The 18,979-nt window shown below is 59.1% G+C and carries 16 protein-coding genes; 11 read left to right on the top strand and 5 right to left on the bottom strand.

All coding sequences use genetic code 11. From position 1 onward, the window contains the following. The first annotated feature begins 4 nt into the window (after nt 1-4). The 10 genes from BCF11_RS06655 to cysM all read left to right on the top strand — a co-directional run bounded on the left by BCF11_RS06655 (nt 5) and on the right by cysM (nt 12,608). Nucleotides 5-3,493 carry a DEAD/DEAH box helicase gene (locus tag BCF11_RS06655; RefSeq protein WP_098494050.1) on the top strand — a complete coding sequence of 1,163 codons (3,489 nt, stop codon included), beginning with the start codon at nt 5-7 and terminating at the stop codon, nt 3,491-3,493. Nucleotides 3,494-3,559: 66 nt separating this feature from the next. Beyond that, a complete protein-coding gene (gene cmk / locus BCF11_RS06650; RefSeq protein ID WP_098494049.1) occupies nt 3,560-4,231 on the top strand; it encodes a (d)CMP kinase in 672 nt (223 codons plus the stop codon). A gap of 238 nt (nt 4,232-4,469) precedes the next feature. Then, on the top strand, nt 4,470-6,191 hold the full coding sequence (gene rpsA / locus BCF11_RS06645; RefSeq protein WP_061943781.1) for a 30S ribosomal protein S1: 1,722 nt from the start codon (nt 4,470-4,472) through the stop codon (nt 6,189-6,191). Between the two features lie 29 nt (nt 6,192-6,220). After that, a complete protein-coding gene (locus BCF11_RS06640; RefSeq protein ID WP_098494048.1) occupies nt 6,221-6,526 on the top strand; it encodes an integration host factor subunit beta in 306 nt (101 codons plus the stop codon). Between the two features lie 406 nt (nt 6,527-6,932). Then, nucleotides 6,933-7,247, top strand: a complete 315-nt coding sequence (locus BCF11_RS06635) for a lipopolysaccharide assembly LapA domain-containing protein (protein ID WP_098494047.1) — start codon at nt 6,933-6,935, stop codon at nt 7,245-7,247. Nucleotides 7,248-7,522: 275 nt separating this feature from the next. Continuing rightward, a complete protein-coding gene (lapB, locus tag BCF11_RS06630; RefSeq protein WP_098494046.1) occupies nt 7,523-8,698 on the top strand; it encodes a lipopolysaccharide assembly protein LapB in 1,176 nt (391 codons plus the stop codon). Nucleotides 8,699-8,747: 49 nt separating this feature from the next. After that, nucleotides 8,748-10,130, top strand: coding sequence for a UDP-glucose/GDP-mannose dehydrogenase family protein (locus tag BCF11_RS06625; protein ID WP_098494045.1), 1,383 nt, complete (start codon nt 8,748-8,750; stop codon nt 10,128-10,130). 4 nt (nt 10,131-10,134) lie between these two features. Beyond that, on the top strand, nt 10,135-11,076 hold the full coding sequence (rfaE1, locus tag BCF11_RS06620) for a D-glycero-beta-D-manno-heptose-7-phosphate kinase (protein WP_098494044.1): 942 nt from the start codon (nt 10,135-10,137) through the stop codon (nt 11,074-11,076). A 138-nt stretch (nt 11,077-11,214) separates the two neighbouring features. Beyond that, nucleotides 11,215-11,541, top strand: a complete 327-nt coding sequence (locus BCF11_RS06615; RefSeq protein ID WP_098494043.1) for a helix-hairpin-helix domain-containing protein — start codon at nt 11,215-11,217, stop codon at nt 11,539-11,541. Nucleotides 11,542-11,705: 164 nt separating this feature from the next. Beyond that, nucleotides 11,706-12,608 (top strand): cysteine synthase CysM, encoded by a 903-nt coding sequence (cysM, locus tag BCF11_RS06610; RefSeq protein WP_098494042.1) that lies wholly within the window; start codon nt 11,706-11,708, stop codon nt 12,606-12,608. A 49-nt stretch (nt 12,609-12,657) separates the two neighbouring features. On the opposite strand, the gene BCF11_RS06605 is transcribed toward cysM, so the two are convergent. Beyond that, entirely contained in the window at nt 12,658-12,990 is a 333-nt protein-coding gene (locus BCF11_RS06605; RefSeq protein ID WP_098497357.1) for a hypothetical protein, read from the bottom strand. Between the two features lie 395 nt (nt 12,991-13,385). Beyond that, nucleotides 13,386-13,970, bottom strand: coding sequence for a DUF1415 domain-containing protein (locus tag BCF11_RS06600; protein ID WP_098494041.1), 585 nt, complete (start codon nt 13,968-13,970; stop codon nt 13,386-13,388). A gap of 186 nt (nt 13,971-14,156) precedes the next feature. Between BCF11_RS06600 and BCF11_RS06595 the strand changes: the two genes are divergently transcribed. After that, nucleotides 14,157-14,693, top strand: coding sequence for a YaeQ family protein (locus BCF11_RS06595; RefSeq protein WP_098494040.1), 537 nt, complete (start codon nt 14,157-14,159; stop codon nt 14,691-14,693). Nucleotides 14,694-14,712: 19 nt separating this feature from the next. Here the strand turns inward: BCF11_RS06595 and mltB are convergent, their stop codons facing one another. Genes mltB through BCF11_RS06580 form a run of 3 tightly spaced genes read right to left on the bottom strand, consistent with a single transcriptional unit; the run spans nt 14,713 to nt 18,973 of the window. Continuing rightward, nucleotides 14,713-15,846, bottom strand: a complete 1,134-nt coding sequence (gene mltB / locus BCF11_RS06590) for a lytic murein transglycosylase B (protein ID WP_098494039.1) — start codon at nt 15,844-15,846, stop codon at nt 14,713-14,715. Continuing rightward, the gene (locus tag BCF11_RS06585; RefSeq protein ID WP_098494038.1) at nt 15,837-17,975 is read right to left on the bottom strand and encodes a DUF3488 and transglutaminase-like domain-containing protein; all 2,139 of its coding nucleotides are present in this window, start codon (nt 17,973-17,975) and stop codon (nt 15,837-15,839) included. The genes mltB and BCF11_RS06585 overlap by 10 nt, the downstream gene beginning before the upstream one ends. Then, complete coding sequence (locus tag BCF11_RS06580; protein ID WP_098494037.1) at nt 17,972-18,973, bottom strand: DUF58 domain-containing protein; 1,002 nt, start codon at nt 18,971-18,973, stop codon at nt 17,972-17,974. Before BCF11_RS06580 ends, BCF11_RS06585 begins: the two co-directional genes overlap by 4 nt. Nucleotides 18,974-18,979 lie beyond the last annotated feature (6 nt).

The following is an 18,979-nucleotide window of genomic DNA, read 5'->3' as shown; positions in this document are numbered from 1 at the left end:
GAGCATGAATCTGACACTTGCCGATGTGCGCGACCTGTTTCGCCAGGTAACCTACGATCGCGGCCAGGAATACGTGCGCCAGCGCCGCGTGCTTGCGCTGGAACAGGACGGCGACGTCCTCAACGCTACGGTCCAGGGCAGCGGCAGCAACGTCTATCAGCAGGAAATCACGCTGTCGATGTTCCGCGATGCGCCGGACATCGATAGCGTCTGTTCCTGTCCGGTCGGCTCCAACTGCAAGCATGTGGCAGCAGCCTTGATCGAATATCTGCAGCGTCCTTCCGCCGATCAGCTGGCGCTTGCCCCTGTGCCGTCAGCGCTGCCGTCGCCGCCCGCCGTCGCCGCACCCAAGCCGGCGGTCGCCAAAGCTAGCCTCCCGCCTGCTCTGGCACGGCCGATGGAAGCCTGGCTGAGCCGGGTCCAGGGCGAAGTTGCTGGCGCCGCCGCCATCGCCCCGCAGCAGCAACAGGCCGGCCTGCGTCAAAAGGTTGCGACACATCAGGTGGTTTTCGTGCTGACCTCGGCCTACAACGGCAAGAAGGCGGTGCTGCACCTGTGCAAGGCGCAGCCGCGGCCGAATGGCCAGTTCCAGGCTGCGCAGCCGGTCACCGACGTGCCTCGCCTGCTGGCTGATCCGGCGTTGTTCCTGCGGCCCGAAGATCGCGATCTGATCGGTCTGTTCGTCGCTCAGAACGACGGCAATCATGCCCAGCATGCGGCCTGTGAGCTGAGCGGGAAACTCGGCGCCCAGCTATTGCGCGCGCTGCTGCAGCAACAGCGTCTGCTGTGGGCCAATTCCCTGCCTGACCTGGCTAAGGGCACCGCCTACCCATTGCAACTGGCGGCGCCGCGCCGCGCCAGCCTGACCTGGCATGAAGCGCCGGACGACGGCCGCGACGCTGCGCGCGATCTGTGGCAGCTGGGCTGGCAATTTGAAGCGGAAGCTGGGAGCGGGCCGGCGTCTGTGCGCAAGAGCCTTGACTACATGCTGCCTACCGAACCGCCCTGGTATATCGACAATCTCTCCTGCGGCGAGCTGCTGCTGTCGCAGCGCGATATCCGCATTTCCAGCAAGGCGCTCAACGATCTGGTGATCCAGGCGCCGATGCTCGACCCTGACGATAGCCTGGCGGTTGCCCAGCAATTGCTGACGCAGGGTTTGAACGATGTGATTCCCTTCCCGCCGCAGGTGATACAAACCGTGCGCCGCGACATTGCGCCGCAGCCCTTGCTGGTGCTGGGCAATCTTCCCAGTGTCAGCAATCCATCGATGCAGGATTTCGCCGAGCTGCATTTCCGTTATGACGGCGCGATCGTCTCGGCCCGGTTTGCCGCGGCGCTGAGCCGCAACACGCCGGCGGGGATCGAACAGATCATGCGCGACCAGGCCGCTGAAAACGCGTTGCAGCAAACCTTGCTAGCGTTTGGCATGCGAGCGCTGGAAGGGACCCAACATCCGCTAGCCATGATGCCCGGCATGTTCATGCTGCCGGACCAGTCAGCCTGGCTGCGCTTTGCGAAAGAGGGATTGCCGCAGTTGATCGCGCAGGGCTGGCAGATCGAGAAGCGTGCCGAATATCGTTTCGATGTGGCCGAAGTGGAAGACTGGTATGCCGAGATCGCCGAGGCAGACCAAGCAGACGATACGGCAGGCAGCGCCGGCGCTTCCTTCGACCTGCAGATGGGTATCGTGGTCAACCGCCAGCGCGTATCGCTGCTGCCGCTGTTGGTGGATTTGATACGTCACGCGCCGCAGGATTTCGATCCGCGCGCCATGGCCTTGCGTGATGACCAGGACGAGCTGCTGGTGCGCCTGAGCGACGGCGTGCATGTCGCCATGCCCTGGGGCCGCATCAAGCCCATCCTGAATACCCTGGGCGAATTGTATTTCACTGAAAAATCCGAAGGCCCGGTACGCTTGTCGGTGCTCGACGCCGCCCGCTTGGCCGAGCTGGATGCCGGCAACCAGCTGCGCTGGGTGGGCGGCGAACGGCTGCGCGGCATGGGGCAGAAGCTGCTGACTTTCGGCGGCATCAAGCAGGTGTCGGCGCCGCCCGGCCTGCAAGCCACCTTGCGCGACTACCAGCTGCAAGGGCTGGCGTGGATGCAGTTCCTGCGCGAATATGACCTGGCCGGCATCCTGGCCGACGACATGGGGCTGGGCAAAACCGTCCAGACCCTGGCGCATATCCTGATCGAAAAGCAAAGCGGGCGCCTGACCGCGCCGGCGCTGGTGATTGCGCCAACCAGCCTGATGGATAACTGGCTGCAGGAAGCGGCGCGCTTTGCCCCGGATCTGCGGGTGCTGGTATTGCAGGGCAAGCAGCGCCTAGAACAGTTCGAGCAGATCGCCGGCTTCGACCTGGTGCTGACCACCTATGCCTTGCTGCCGCGCGATGAAGAGCGCTGGCGCGAGCACGCTTTCCATCTGCTGATCCTGGACGAAGCCCATTACATCAAGAACCCGCGTTCCAAGGTGGCGCAAAGCGCTGCTTTGCTGAATGCGCGGCATCGGCTGTGCCTCAGCGGCACGCCGGTGGAAAACCATCTGGGCGAGCTGTGGGCGCAGTTTCATTTCCTGCTGCCGGGTTTGCTGGGCGATGAAAAGACTTTTAACCGCGACTTCCGGCATCCTATCGAAAAGCAGGGCGATGCTACCCGGCGGGCCTTGCTGAGCCGGCGCATCAAGCCCTTCCTGCTGCGCCGGACCAAGGACAAGGTGGCCAAGGAGCTGCCGCCGAAAACCGAGATGCTGCGCAGCGTGACCTTGAGTGGGGCGCAACGCGATCTCTACGAAAACGTGCGCCTGGTGATGGATAAGAAGGTGCGCGAGGAAATCGCCAAGAAGGGCGTTGCGCGCAGCCATATCGTGATCCTGGAAGCGCTGCTGAAGTTGCGCCAGGCTTGCTGCGATCCGCGCCTGCTCAAGACCGACCAGCCCGAGGTTGAGGCAGCGCAGGCTGAAATGCCGTCCGCCAAGCTGCTGGAGCTGTTGGAGATGGTGGAGGAGCTGCGCCAGGAAGACCGGCGGATTCTGGTCTTTTCGCAATTTACCAGCATGCTGGCGCTGATCGCCGCCGAATTGCGCCAGCGCGATATCGGCTATGCGCTGCTGACCGGCGCCACCCAGGACCGGGTCGAGCCGGTGCGCCAGTTCCAGGAGGGCGAAGTGCCGGTGTTCCTGATCAGTCTGAAGGCCGGTGGCGTCGGCCTCAACCTGACCGCGGCCGACACTGTGATCCATTACGATCCGTGGTGGAATCCGGCCGCCGAAAGCCAGGCGACCGACCGCGCCTGGCGGATCGGCCAGGATAAGCCGGTATTCGTCTACAAGCTGATTGCCAAGGGCACGGTGGAAGAGAGCATCCAGCTGCTGCAGCAAAAGAAGGCCGACCTGGCGCAAGCCATGTTGTCGCCGCAAGGGGATGAAACCCAGAACGTCGCCCTGACCCAGGACGATCTGCAGGCGATTTTTGCGCCGCTGGCTGAGTGAGATGTTTTCGAACTGGTCAAAAAATAACTAACTGTATCAATTCAACAATAACAACTGAGTATTCCTATGCCTAATTCCCCTATCCCCGTCATCACCATCGATGGCCCCACGGCATCCGGCAAAGGCACTGTCGCGCAAAAGGTTGCGCAGCATCTGGGTTTCCACTATCTCGATTCCGGCGCGCTGTATCGCTTGACGGCCTTGTCGGTCCTGCGGCGCAATACTCCGCTGGATGACGAGCATGCGCTGGCCAAGGCGGCCGAGCATCTGCATTGTCATTTCAACGGCGCCCACATTTTCCTGGCGAACGAGGATGTCACCAACGATATCCGGGCCGAAGCAGTGGGAAATATGGCCTCGAAAATTGCTGCAATACCAACGGTGCGCCAGGCCCTGTACGGTCTGCAATTGAGTTTTCGGCAACATCCGGGGCTGGTGGCCGACGGCCGCGACATGGGCACCGTGATATTCCCCCATGCCGCCCTCAAGGTGTTTTTGACCGCGAGTGTTGAAGCGAGGGCCCAACGGCGCTATAAGCAATTGATTGACAAGGGTTTTTCTGCTAATATGGAAGACCTCTCAAAGGATTTGACGGAGCGTGATGCGCGCGATAGCAACCGCAGCTCGGCACCGTTAAAGGCCGCGCCAGGGGCGTATCTGCTGGATACTTCTGCGATGACTGCCGATCAGGCGGTCGAACAGATACTCAGCTGGCATGCCGCTGTCAAGCCGATCTGAACGGGAAATAAGTTGTGAATAAGCTGTAACCCGGCGTTTCTAGCAGCAAGCAGTAACAAAATTTGTTGTTTTTTTGCAGTACCTTGGTGTCCGGTCTGACGCAAAGTCTGGCCGGACGTTGAAAAACCTAACCCAATATTGACCGCATCTTAGTAAGTACTGTTGTAACCGCCGCTGTAAGCGGTTTCCTAAGTACTTTGTTTAGATAAGGCGGCAATACTGTCAACTAGTCAAAACTATGTCCATCACTGTTCTGTCCCCCGCATCTGCCGGCGCCGATGAATTTGCCGCGCTGTTTGAAGAATCGCTGTCACGTCAAGACATGCGTTCTGGTGAAGTGATTTCTGCTGAAGTCGTGCGCCTTGACCATAACTTCGTTATCGTCAACGCTGGCCTCAAGTCAGAAGCCTTCATTCCAATTGAAGAATTTAAAAATGACAACGGCGAACTCGAAGTAGCTGTCGGCGATTTCATCTCCGTCGCTATCGAATCGCTGGAAAACGGTTTCGGCGACACCATCCTGTCGCGCGACAAGGCCAAGCGTCTGGCATCGTGGCTCTCGCTGGAAAAAGCGATGGAGTCCGGCGAGATCGTTACCGGTACTGTCAATGGCAAGGTCAAGGGCGGCCTGACCGTTCTGACCAACGGCATCCGTGCCTTCCTGCCGGGTTCGCTGGTCGACACCCGTCCGGTCAAGGACACTACGCCGTTCGAAGGCAAGACCATGGAGTTCAAGGTCATCAAGCTCGATCGCAAGCGTAACAACGTTGTGTTGTCGCGTCGCGCGGTTATCGAAGCTTCGATGGGCGAAGAGCGCCAGAAGCTGATGGAAACCCTGAAAGAAGGCACCATCGTTACCGGCGTCGTCAAGAACATCACCGACTATGGCGCATTCGTGGACCTGGGCGGCATCGACGGCCTGTTGCATATCACCGATCTGGCATGGCGTCGTGTGCGTCATCCTTCGGAAGTGCTGACAGTCGGTCAAGAGATCACTGCCAAGGTTCTGAAGTACGATCAAGAAAAGAATCGCGTTTCCCTGGGCGTCAAGCAACTGGGCGACGATCCTTGGACCGGTCTGTCGCGTCGTTACCCGCAAAGCACCCGTCTGTTCGGTAAAGTCACCAACCTCACCGACTACGGCGCATTCGTTGAAGTCGAACAAGGTATCGAAGGTTTGGTCCACGTTTCCGAAATGGATTGGACCAACAAGAACGTGGCGCCAAACAAAGTTGTCCAACTGGGCGACGAAGTTGAAGTCATGGTTCTGGAAATCGACGAAGACCGTCGCCGTATCAGCCTGGGCATGAAGCAATGCAAGGCTAATCCTTGGGACGATTTCGCTGTTACCCACAAAAAGGGCGACAAAGTTAAGGGCGCGATCAAATCGATCACCGACTTCGGCGTGTTCATCGGCCTGGCCGGCAACATCGACGGTCTGGTGCATCTGTCCGATCTGTCCTGGACTGAAACCGGCGAAGAAGCCGTTCGTCGCTTCAAGAAGGGTGACGAGCTGGAAGCCATCGTTCTGGCAATCGACGTTGAGCGTGAGCGCGTTTCCCTGGGCGTCAAGCAACTGGAAGGCGATCCATTCAACAACTTCGCTGCAATGAACGACAAGGGCGCACTGGTTTCCGGTACCGTCAAGTCGGTCGAGCCTAAGGGCGCAGTGATCCAGTTGTCGGACGAAGTCGAAGGCTACCTGCGCGCTTCCGAAATCTCCCGCGACCGCGTGGAAGATGCCGGTACGCACCTGAAGGTCGGCGATACAGTCGAAACCATGGTCATCAACATCGACCGCAAGGCTCGCAGCATCCAGCTGTCGATCAAGGCGAAAGACAATGTTGAAACGCAAGAAGCAATGCAAAAGCTGTCCTCGGCTTCGGACTCCAATGCAGCTTCCGGCACGACTAGCCTGGGCGCTCTGTTGAAGGCCAAGCTCGACAACAGCAAGAACTAAGCAATAACTAAAGTAAGCGAGTCAAGCTAATGACAAAGTCGGAGCTGATTGCCCGCTTGGCCGAACGTTATCCGCAACTGGTAGCCAAGGATGCGGATTACGCGGTGAAAACCATACTCGATGCAATGGCGGATGCCTTGGCAACCGGCCAGCGCATCGAGATTCGTGGATTCGGCAGTTTTGCGCTGAATCGGCGGCCACCGCGGATCGGGCGCAATCCCAAGTCCGGCGACAAGGTGATGGTGCCCGAAAAACGGGTGCCGCATTTCAAGCCTGGCAAGGAGCTGCGCGAACGAGTCGATGCGATGGTCGGGCAACCGATCCGGGAAGACTGAGTTATAAGTTTTGTACAAGCTACTTGTACGAGCAAAATCGAAACGGCATCTTCGGATGCCGTTTTTTTTCACATAGGGCCTGTCCCATCCGATTTGGGAGTGCGAACGCGCGGCATGCGACGCCTGCAGCCGTTCCCGGAAGGTTCAAGCCAAAATGCGCGCTGGCCGCGTTGCATGGCTTGCAGGGGCGGCCCGCCCCTGCTACGCCACGCGCCTTGCCACCACGCATTTTGGCTTGAACGCATCTCCCAAATCGGATGGGACAGGCCCTATAATTTCGCATCATTTAAAGTTATATTGTTTGTGTATTAGGTGAGAATTTGCAAAAATGACAATGGTAAAGCCGGTCAGCTGCAAATCGGACTAACTCATCAGCCACCATTACCCAATCACACGGAAAGGCATCATGAAAATCATTTCCAGAATTCTTTCGATCCTGCTCTTCGTCGTATTTTTCGGATTCGCGCTGCAGAATAAAGATAGCGTCAATCTCCAGTTCTTCCCCGGCACCACCATGCAAGGGCCGCTGGTGCTGTTCCTGCTGGGTTTCTTTGTGTTCGGCGCGATCCTGGGCGTACTGGCGATGGCGCCAGCGGTATTCCGGCACCGCCGCAATGCCACAAAAACCAAGAAAGCCCTGACCTCCATGCAGAAAGAACAAGAAGCACAACGGCTGGCAGAGTCACAAGCACCGCAACCGGACAGCATCAAGAATATATAATGCCGCTAGGTTCCGTTAAGACATAAGTTGGGCATTTGTGCGGCCGTAGCTGGATGCGATGCAAGGCGCCCGACGCGCCGCAGTGCGAGCATTGCAAGCGGTGGGCAACACAGCAGCGCGCCAGCTACGGCCAGCACAAATGTTCAACTTATGTCTTAACGGAGCCTTAGTATCAAATCGCGTGTGCCGCTGCCGTCGTAGCGGCGCACGCGATTTGCCGGCATCTTCACACCTGGGTTCACACAGAATCCAGGTCACGCATAAAGCACACCCGTATGGAATTTGAAATTTGGTGGTTACTCGGCATCCCGGTCTTTTTTGGACTAGGCTGGATTGCCGCACGGGTCGATATCAATCAGCTGATATCCGAGTCACGCAGTTTGCCCCGCGGTTATTTCAAGGGTTTGAATTTCCTGCTCAACGAGCAGCCTGACAAGGCCATCGACGCCTTCATCGAAATCGTCAAGCTCGATCCGGAAACCGCCGAGCTGCATTTCGCGCTCGGCAATCTGTTCCGCCGCCGCGGCGAAACCGAACGTGCGATCCGGGTCCACCAGAACCTGCTGGCGCGTCCCGACCTGGCGCAGGAACATCGTCTGCATGCCCAGTATGAGCTGGGGCAGGATTACCTGAAAGCCGGCCTGCTGGACCGCGCTGAAGAAAGCTTCCATTTGCTGGCCGGCAGCCAATACGGCGCGCAAGCCGGCCGCGCGCTGCTGGAAATCTACCAGCGCGAAAAGGAATGGCTGCGCGCCATCGAGGCGGCCCAGACCTTGCAGCAGTCCGGGGCAGGTGGCCGGCAAAAGGAAATCGCGCAGTTTTATTGCGAGCTGGCGCAGGACGAACTGGTCGACGGCCATCCCGAGCAAGCCAAATCCTTGCTGGACCAGGCCCTCAGCAACGACCGCAACAGCGTGCGCGCCACCATGCTGCTGGGCGATGTGCACCTGGCGCAAGGCGACGTCGAGGGCGCCTTGCATGTCTGGCGCCGGGTTGAGCAGCAAAGCGTGCTGCACGTGGCGCTGGTAGCGCAGCGCCTGATGGATGGCTATCGCGCTGTCGGCCGGCCGCACGAAGGCGTCAGCCTGCTGCGTTCCTACCTGGCGGAAGCTTCCTCCATCGATTTGCTGGAAGTGGTGTTCAAAGCCGTGCTGGAACTGGATGGGGTGGACGCTACCAATCAGCTGGTGAGCGATGAACTGCGGCGTACACCGACCTTGCTGGGACTGGATAAGCTGCTGGAAGCGCGCTTGATGAAAATAACGCCGGAAATGCATACCGAGCTGTCGGTAGTCAAGAATCTGGTGCACGGCTATACCCAGAAGCTGGCGCGTTACCAATGCAGCCACTGCGGCTTCAAGGCGCGCCAGTTCTACTGGCAATGCCCGGGTTGCAGCCGCTGGGAAACCTACCCGCCGCGTCGTACGGAAGAATTGAACGTAATGAATTAATCCCGCTGGCCCGCGCTGGTTGCGGCGGGCAGCGCATTCACGGAATAACATGAAAATTACTATTATCGGTACCGGTTATGTCGGCTTGGTCACAGGCGCTTGCCTGGCCGAGCTGGGCAACGATGTATTCTGCCTCGACCTCGATCAGGCCAAGATCGCCATGCTGAATGGCGGCGGCATTCCTATCCATGAGCCTGGCCTGGCTGAAATCGTCAGCCGCAACCGCGCTGCCGGCCGCCTGCATTTCTCCACCGACGTCGCTGCCAGCGTGGCGCATGGCCAGGTGCAGTTCATCGCCGTCGGCACGCCGCCGGATGAAGACGGTTCGGCCGACTTGCAGTATGTGCTGGCTGCGGCTCGCAACATCGGCAAGCACATGACCGGCTTCAAGGTGATCGTCGACAAATCGACGGTGCCGGTGGGCACTGCCGACCGCGTCAGCGCGGCGATCCAGGAAGAACTGGACGCGCGCAAGCCAGCTGGCGATGGGATCCAGTTTTCAGTGGTCTCGAATCCGGAATTCCTGAAAGAAGGCGCCGCGGTGGAAGACTTCATGCGGCCTGACCGCATCGTCATCGGCTGCGACGAGAGCGCCGCCGGCCAGCAGGCGCAAGCGCAGATGAAGCAGCTGTACCTGCCGTTCAACCGCAACCACGAACGCACTTTCTGGATGGATGTGCGCTCCGCAGAATTCACCAAATACGCCGCCAACGCGATGCTGGCGACCCGCATCTCGTTCATGAACGAACTGGCCAACCTCGCTGACAAGGTGGGCGCCGATATCGAAGCCGTGCGCCACGGCATCGGCTCCGACCCGCGCATCGGCTACAGCTTCCTGTACGCCGGCTGTGGCTACGGCGGCTCCTGTTTCCCCAAGGACGTACAGGCGCTGGAGCGTACCGCCCGTACCTATGGCCAGGAATTGCATATCCTGCGCGCGGTGGAGCAGGTCAACAACAACCAGAAGCACGTGCTGGGGCAAAAGATCAGCGAGCGCTTCGGCGCCGACCTGAGCGGCAAGCACTTCGCGCTGTGGGGCCTGGCGTTCAAGCCGAATACCGACGACATGCGGGAAGCCTCGTCGCGCGTGCTGCTGGGCGAACTGATCGCGCGCGGCGCCACGGTGGCGGTGCACGATCCGGTGGCGATGACCGAGGCCAAGCGCGTACTGGCGCTGGATCTGGCGGCGACGCCGGGCGCCTTCGAGCGCATCCGCTTCTGCGACAACCAGACCGATGCCTTGCAGGACGCCGACGCGCTGGTCATCGTGACGGAGTGGAAGACATTCCGCAGCCCGGACTTCGACCAGGTAAAAACGCTGCTGAAGACCCCGATCGTGTTCGACGGCCGCAATCTGTACGAGCCTGAAGTCATGGGCGAGCAAGGTTTCGAATATTACGGCATTGGCCGTTCGGTATTGGCGCGCGGATAAGACCATGACTAAGCAAAGCTATAAGCTGCCGGCATCTCTCGAACATGTGCAGATCCTGGTGGTCGGCGATGTCATGCTGGACCGTTACTGGTTCGGCGAAGTCAGCCGCATCTCGCCCGAGGCGCCGGTGCCTATCGTCCGCGTTGAAAAGCGCGAAGAGCGCTTGGGCGGCGCCGCCAACGTGGCCCGCAATATCGTCACGCTGGGCGGCAGCTCCGGCCTGCTGGGCGTGGTAGGGCAGGACGAAGCCGGCGACACCGTCAACAGCATGCTGCAGGAAATGGGCGTCGACAGTTTCCTGACCCGCGACCCGACCATCTCCACCATTATCAAGCTGCGCGTGATCGGCCGCCAGCAGCAGCTGCTGCGCATCGATTTCGAAGAAGCGCCGACCGACGCCGTCTTGCGCGACAAGCTGACCCGCTTCAATACCTTGCTGCCGCAATATCCGGTGGTGGTGCTGTCCGACTACGCCAAAGGCAGCCTGGTCAACGTCGCTGAAATGATCGCCGCCGCCAAGCAGGCTGGCAAGTGCATCCTGGTCGATCCCAAGGGCGACGATTTTTCGCGCTATGTCGGCGCGACCGTGCTGACGCCGAACAAGTCGGAGATGAAGCATATCGTCGGCAACTGGAAGAACGAAGAAGAGTTGACCGTGAAGGCGCAAAACCTGCGTGAGTCGCTGCAGCTCGAAGCCTTGCTGCTGACCCGTTCGGAAGAAGGCATGAGTTTGTACACGGCCCAGGAAATTCGCCATTTCCCAGCCATGGCGCGCGAGGTGTACGACGTCTCCGGCGCCGGCGACACCGTGATTGCGACGCTGGCGCTGATGCTGGGGGCAGGACTGCCGATCGCCGACGCCGTGGCGCTGGCAAATCGCGCCGGCGGCATCGTGGTCGGCAAGCTTGGCACCGCCACGGTCAGCCGTGAAGAGCTGTTAGGTTAAGGCCCCGTTAGGTAATAAGCAATTTCTCATTTATGGTGTAAACGTCAATTTCTCGTTTGTGCGTGACTATAATTAATTGGACGTTTTCGCGTCTGATTGATTTTTCAGTCACCACCACAACTACGGGAGATAGACGAAATGCTGAAGAGAATATTGCTGATAGTTTGCATGCTGACGGCGTCTGCCAGCTTTGCCCAGGTCGATGTCAATAAAGGCGACCAGGCTGCCCTGAGCAGCATCAAGGGCATAGGCGCAAGCACCGCCAAACGCATTGCCGACGAGCGCACCAAGGGCGGCAACTTCAAGGATTGGGGCGACTTTGAAAGCCGTGTGCAGGGGATAGGCGAGAAGAAAGCCGTCAAGCTGTCGGAAGCCGGCTTGCAAGTGAACGGCAAGGCCAAGGGCGAGGCAGCTGCGGCGCCTCCTGCGAAAGCCTCTTCAAAGCCTGCAGCCAAGCCCAAGTAGACTGATCTGCAGGAGGATCAAAGGCCGGGCTGGGCGGACCAGCCTCGCCTTGATCGCAGCCTGCTTGTCATGCTGTTCCCGGATAGTGTTTATCAGGCTTTCATACGCGTAGCAAAGTCTCATATTAAAATGGGTTCTTTGCACACCACGCCTGATCGCACACTATGCCTTATCTGACTATCGAAGACACCATCGGCAACACCCCCCTGGTCCAACTCAAACGCATTCCCGGCAGCGATGCCGAGCAGCGCAATAACGTGATCCTGGGCAAGTTGGAAGGCAATAATCCCGCCGGTTCCGTGAAAGACCGGCCGGCATTGTCGATGATCAAAAATGCCGAAGCACGCGGCCAGATCAAGCCTGGCGACACCCTGATCGAAGCTACCAGCGGCAATACCGGCATCGCGCTGGCGATGGTGGCCGCCATGCGCGGCTACAAGATGATATTGCTGATGCCGGAAAACCTGAGCGAAGAGCGGCGCCAAAGCATGGCGGCATACGGCGCCAAGATCATCCTGACGCCTAAGACCGGCGGCATGGAATATGCGCGCGACCTGGCTGAAAAAATGCAGAAGGATGGCGAAGGACTGATCCTGGACCAGTTTGCCAATCCGGACAATCCGTTGGCGCACTACGAAACCACCGGTCCTGAAATCTGGCGCGACACCGAAGGACGGATTACCCATTTTGTCAGCGCGATGGGCACCACCGGCACCATCATGGGCGTCTCTACCTATTTGAAAGAACAGAATCCGGCTATCCGCATCATCGGCGCGCAGCCGGAAGAAGGTTCGCAAATTCCAGGCATCAGAAAATGGCCGGAAGCCTATCTGCCGAAAATATTCGACCATTCGCGGGTCGACCAGACGGAGTCGGTCAGTCAGGCGGCATCCGAGCATATGGCGCGCAGGCTGGCGAGTGAAGAGGGGATTTTCTGCGGAATTTCGACAGGAGGGGCTTGCGAGGTGGCGTTACGGATTTCGCAGCAAGTAGAAAACGCGACGATTGTGTTCGTCGTCTGCGATCGCGGCGACCGCTATTTGTCTACAGGCGTTTTCCCCGCCTAAAGCGACTGCAAGCAGCGCGCTCTAGGCAGGGACGGAGTCGGCATGCTGATTACTTCAGCTTTTCGGCTTCGATCTTGCTCTTTGGCTTGAACTGCTTATCGCTGATACGGAATTTTTCTCGGCGGTCACCCATCAAGGCGCGCAATTCACGGATCGTCAGGTCGCTGACTTCGTGCATGCGAATCAACAGTGAAGCGCCAACCGGCAAGCGGCGATGGCGGATTTTGCTGATGACCGGTGGCGCTACTTCGAGTGAGCGCGAAAGAGCCGCATCGTTCTTCAAGTGCAACTTGTCGATGAGCGAATCCAGCAAGTGATTTGGATCATAAGTCACTTGCTCATCAAGCTTGTTGCTGATTGGTGCGTCGGGGGTAGTGTTCATAGTCATAATCAATTGATTCCGTTATCCTAGTTGATATTTGGGAAGTGGTTGTGCAATAAGTACAAAACTATTACCAAGTGCACCTCCCAGTTTTATTGGCAAACTTATAAGCCGCCGTATTTTATACTGATTTTGAGCACATTTTTATCATAAAGAAACTCCCTATTTATTTCTTCATGGAACTACAGATACAGCTAAGTACATTGCACAGCATCTTGTACGTTCGGTTGGTGACAAACAAGGTACGTCTGTTTAGTGACCAAATATACAAATAAGTTGCACAAGCTCAATTTAAAATTTTCTTGTTACGATGTCTATTACTATTTGGTAACTTTCCGTAAAAAATTGCAGAAAATACCATTTTTGCAACAGTAATCAGCCTACATGGCATCAATTCAGGCGCGTTTTTGTCCCTCCCCTAATATTTTCTGCCAGCCATCGAGTCCCAGTTGCTGCAGGGTTTGCATGTTCTTGTCGAATATTTCCGAGGCCTCCGGGAAGGCATCGACCGCGCGCCCCACGCTGATTTCACGTAATAGATGCAAAGTCGGGTAGGGCGAGCGATTGGTATAGTTGCTGATGTCATCGACGTCGCTGCCGGCAAACTGATATTCCGGATGAAAGCTGGCTACCTGGATCTCGCCGCTCAGGTCTAGCTCTTCGACCGCGGCATCGGCAACATCGAGAAAATCGTTATAGTCCAGGAAGTTGCGCAGTACGTCGGGGTGAATCAGCAACGTGGTGTCGATCTTTGCCGGATCGGCCTCCTGCAGGAATTCCAGCTCCCTGATCAGGTCGGCCACCAGCTCTTCCGGCGTTTGCGCGCTGCTGACCACATAGCGGATCTGATCCTTGATATGCACGGCCTTGGCAAACGGGCAGAGATTGAGCCCGATCACAGCACGCTCCAGCCACGTCTTGGTGTGGGCGATTACTTCGCTGGAGAATGTCGTTGTTGCTGTAGGGGAAGCGGTTTTCATTAAGTATGTAATAACATCTGTAAACAATTTATACCATATAGGGATGGATGCCGCGGCATCAAGCCCTGCCACTGCCGCCGTGTCGGCGGTCATTTATATTTTCCGTGCCGCCAAATCGGGTTATTCTTCCGATCCCGTGAGTGCGACACACCGGGTTTGATTCATCTTTATATAACAATAGGCGTTATGGCCCTTAAAGCAACTATTTTTAAAGCCGATCTGCAAATTGCCGATATGGATAGGCATTACTACCAGGAACACGCCCTGACCTTGGCCCGCCACCCGTCAGAAACCGACGAGCGCATGATGGTGCGTCTGCTGGCGTTCGCCCGCCATGCATCGGCTGCCCTGGTATTTGGCAAAGGCCTGTCAGATGCGGAAGAACCGGATTTATGGGCCAAGGATCTGACCGGCGCCATCGATCTCTGGATCGAAGTCGGACAGCCGGACGAAAAGCGCATCCTCAAGGCTTGCGGGCGTGCCGCGCAAGTGGTGGTGTACAGCTATAGCAGCACCAGCCATATCTGGTGGAATCAGATCGCCAGCAAGGTGGCGCGTGCGCGCAACCTGACCGTCATCAATATCGCCGCCGCCAGCAGCGAAGCCCTGACCGGCTTCGCCCAGCGCAATATGCAGCTACAGTGCACCATCCAGGATGCGCAGATCTGGCTGAGCGCTAACGGCCAGACGGTCGAAGTCGAACTGACGGTCAGCAATCCCTGACGGCTTGCTGTCGCTTCTGCTATTGAGGAGTGCGCGCAACCCTGACTGCGCGCCCCAGATCAACCACTGACATGGCGTAGAAGAAGCTGCGGTTGTACTGTGTAATGGCGTAGAAATTTTCGGTGCCGATCCAGTATTCGGCCGGATTCTGGCCGTTCTGCAGGTCGATCAGGCCGAACCGCATGTCGCTTGGCAGCACCACGCCCGGCACCACGCCGGCCGCCGTCAGCTCGTCCAGCGAGTACTTGGCTTCCAGGCCTTGTCCGATAAATGCCTGCCAGCGGTTTTCAGCGCTGGTGTCGGTCGACAAGGTCACCGGGAAGACAATCGGCATGCCGCTTTTCCAGCCGTGCTCGGCCAGGTAATGGGCGACGCTGCCAATCGCATCGACCGGCGAATTGCGCAGGTCGATCTTGCCCTTGCCGTCAAAATCCACGCCGTACTGGCGTATGCTGCTCGGCATGAACTGCGGCCAGCCGATGGCGCCGGCATACGAACCCAGCAAGGTGAACGGATCGATGCCTGATTCCTTGGCGTACAGCAGGGTGTTTTCCAGCTCGCCGCGGAAGAAGCTCATGCGTGCTTCGCGCGTCGGCGTGTTGGGATAGTCGAACGCCAGCGTGGTGATGGCATCCATTACCCGGAAGCTGCCGACATTGCGGCCATATACGGTTTCAACGCCGATGATGCCGACGATGATTTCAGCCGGCACGCCATATTGCGCTTCGGCCCGGCTCAGGGCATCAGCATAGGTATTCCAGAAATCGACGCCGGCCTGGATGCGCACCGGCTCGACAAAGCGTGCACGGTAGGCTGCCCAGTTTTTCGGCTTGCTGGCGGGCGCCGGCTTCATCAGCTGGATGGCGCTGTCGATGTAGCGCACCTTGTTGAACATGGTCACTAGTTCGGCGCGGTCGAAGCCGTGCTTCTCGACCATCTGGTCGATGAATGCGGAAACCTCTTTCCAGTCGGCGAAATTGGCGAACTCGCCGTCGTCGGCGTTATTCATGGCTTTGCGCACGCTGACTTTGGCCACGGTGGCTTTGCCGCCGCTGCTTTGCTGCGCCAGCAGGTTTGGGCTGATGCTGATCGCCAGGGCGAGAGCGCACAGCCGGGCGACGGTATGGAGACGGACAGTTGATTTCATCGACATTGGGAGAGCAGTAATTTGAGTTGTGCCATTAAATGCGCCGGCGGCTTGTTGTGCGGCCCGTTGCCGGACTCGGCGCCATACTGCAGGGTTTCGTACAAAGCGATAAAGCGCTGTACTGCAATCTTGACAGGCGGCGCCAGCGGTGAATTACTGGCGCACAGGCGCTGGCCGTACGTGCTCGGGCCTTCATGCGCTTTCCGATCCAGGCCGCGCCGCGCCATCTGCGCGCACAGCGAGGAGTATACCGCATCAAGCGGCTTCTTCTTGTTTCGGGCCAGCAGCAACGGCAGCGTGACGCTGGCGACCGCCACCGTACCGATGGTCAGCATCAGGATGCTGAGAGTGCGCCAGTCCAGCTGATCGAAGCCGAGCCATTGCATGAGGCCCATCTGCCGTGCCGGCGTGTAATTTAGCACCCATTGATTCCAGCCGTTGCCGAGCGCTTCCCAATTGGCGCGCAGCAGCGCGACGCTGCTGTTCAGCGTCGACCACCAGTTTTCACGGCCGGGAGCGGCGCCCAGCAGATCGCCGAAAAAAGAGCGCGGCATCAGATTGCCGAGCTGGGTTTCGATCCGGCTTGGCGCCACCGCGGCAGTCGGGTCGACCCGGACCCAGCCACGCGGCGGCAGCCAGACTTCGGCCCAGGCGTGGGCGTCGGACTGGCGCACCGTCATCATACCGTCGACCGGATTGATTTCGCCGCCCTGGTAACCGGTCACCACGCGTGCCGGGATACCGGCGGCGCGCATCAGCACTACGAAGGAGCTGGCATAGTGCTCGCAAAAGCCGGCGCGGCTGGAAAACAGGAAATCGTCGACACTATCCTTGCCCAGCAGCGGCGGCTCCAGGGTATAGCTGAAATTCTCGCGGCGGAAGAAGGCAAGTACGGCATTCACCAGCGCCGCGTCGTCTGCCCATTGCTGGCGCAGGCTGGCTGCGAATTCCCGGGTGCGGGGATTGAAACCGGGCGGCAGCATGCGCGCTTGCTGCAGGCTGCTGACGGTGGCCTGCTGCGTCGGAAGCGGTCTGAGATTCGAGACGACGTCGTAGCGCACGCGCTCGCCGATGGCGCGTGCGGCGCGGAGCTGATGATCTGCCGTCAGCCTGACCGGGATGCCTTCCAGGGTTGGCGCCAGCTGGGGTGTTTCCAGCGCAAACAGCCAGCGCTGGCCGTTTGGTTCCATCGTGATCTGCTGGCGCACTTCGGCGTCTGGATTGAGTGGCGCGGCCATGGCGACCTGCTGTAAATGTTCGGTCGTTTCGATGTTGGCGCGGCCGATCTGCCCCTGAGTCCAGGTGCGGCCATCGAAATCGTTCAATACGGCGCCGCGCCAGTAGCGTTTGGCAGGCGCGGGCGCGATATCCGCGAATTTAACGCGGAAGGCGATGTCGTCGGACATGGCCAACTGGGAGATATTTCCCGGCGCCATGCTGTCGGACAAGCCTGTGCGGCCGCCATGGGCGTCGCCAGGCAAGCCCCACAACGGTCCCTGGATCCGCGGAAACAGCAGGAACAGGATCAGGGTCAGCGGCAGCGCCATGGCGAGTATCAGGCCGCCCAGGCGCAGCCTTTGCCTCAGCGGCGGCACGCTGCCGGTGTATTGAAACGATAGCTGGGCGGTCAGCAGCAGTACCAATGTGGCTATCATCCACAGCAAGGACAATATCGACTGCGAATAGAAAAAGGTAGTGAGCAATAAAAAGAAACTCAGCAGCAGCACTACGAACAAATCGCGCCGGGCGCGCATTTCCAGCAGCTTGAAGGTCAGCAGCAGCGCCAGCATGGCGACCCCGGCGTCGCGCCCGAACCAAGTGCGGTAATCGAGATAGACCGCGCCCATGGTCAGCGCCGCCAGCGGCATCAGCAGCCAGAGCGGTGGCAGCCGTTGGCCGCGTAAGGTGATCCAGGCACGCCACAGCATGAGGCCGCCGCAGATCAGCGAAATCCACCAGGACAGATGCAGGAAGTGCGGCAGCAGCACCATGGCGCAGGCCCCCAATAACAACAGGGTGTCGCTCTTGTCGCGCGGCAGTGTCTTGACGTAGGTGCTGGAAATGCGGAACAGCGGCTTGTTCTCAAGCTCGGTCCGGAGTTGCTGCAGCGTGGCGGTTTTAGGCGCGAAGGTCATATCTGCCCCTCATACAAGGCCAGCGCCCGCAGGCAGGTGCGCTGATGCGCCGGGCCCAGCGCAGCCGCGTAGACGCTGTCGCCGAGACGGAAAGCATAGGGCAGCTGGCGCGCTTCCGCTTCCAGTATCCAGCGCGTCATGCGCGAAAGCTTGCTTTCCACCGGCATGCCATATGGCAGCGCTTCGTAGTCGATTGACAGGTCGCTGACGGCGCCGCCTTCGAATTGCTTGGTGATGAGCTTGGCGTCTATGTCGGTATCCAGTCTGGCGATCTGGCGCCACGCCAGGTGTTTGGGCGAGTCGCCGCTCTGGTAGCTGCGGATTCCCGCAAAATCCTGGTGACCGGCGGCGCCGTTGCCGTCGCTTTTTTCGATAGGCGCAAGCGGCAGCGGCGGCGTAGAGATCGACTCTTCCGGCTGCGGGTAGACCAGCGCCTTGCTGTCTGGCTGCCAGTAGCTCCAGGCGCGCAGCAGGCCAAGCGGGAAGCGCGTTTGCAAACGTATCCTGGGCGCCGGCTGCCAGCCGCGCCGGCTGGTCGTCACCGCCAGCGTCAGATGGCTGGCGCCATGCGCCGCCACGTCCACGGCCCGCTCGATGGCTGGCAAGCCGCGGCCGATGAAGCCGAGCCAGATCGCGTAGCGGGCATGCTTGCGGCGATTGATCAGGTGCAGTTCAAACAGCGCATCTTCGCCGGCAAATACCGCCGCTGTCTTGCCGGCGCTCAGATGCAGATAGGCTAGGTTGCGGAAGGTCAGATGCATGTCGATGACCGCGCATGCAGCCAGCAGGAAGGTCAGGCCGAAGCCAAGACTCAGGTTGTAATTGATAGAACACAAAAACAGCAGCACCAGCATGAAAGCGAACGCCAGCCCGGGCCGGCTCGGGACGATGAACACGCGGCGCTGGGTGAGCAGCACTTCGCCCGGTTCGGCATCGCGCAGCTGGAATAAGGAGTGATCCAGCCAGTGGCGGATTTGCTTGCGCAGAGACGTCAGCATGGGAGA

Source organism: Collimonas sp. PA-H2, assembly GCF_002564105.1.
GTDB lineage: Bacteria > Pseudomonadota > Gammaproteobacteria > Burkholderiales > Burkholderiaceae_D > Collimonas.
Note: the sequence above shows the minus strand (reverse complement) of the source record. Positions and strands in the feature narration are given on the sequence as shown.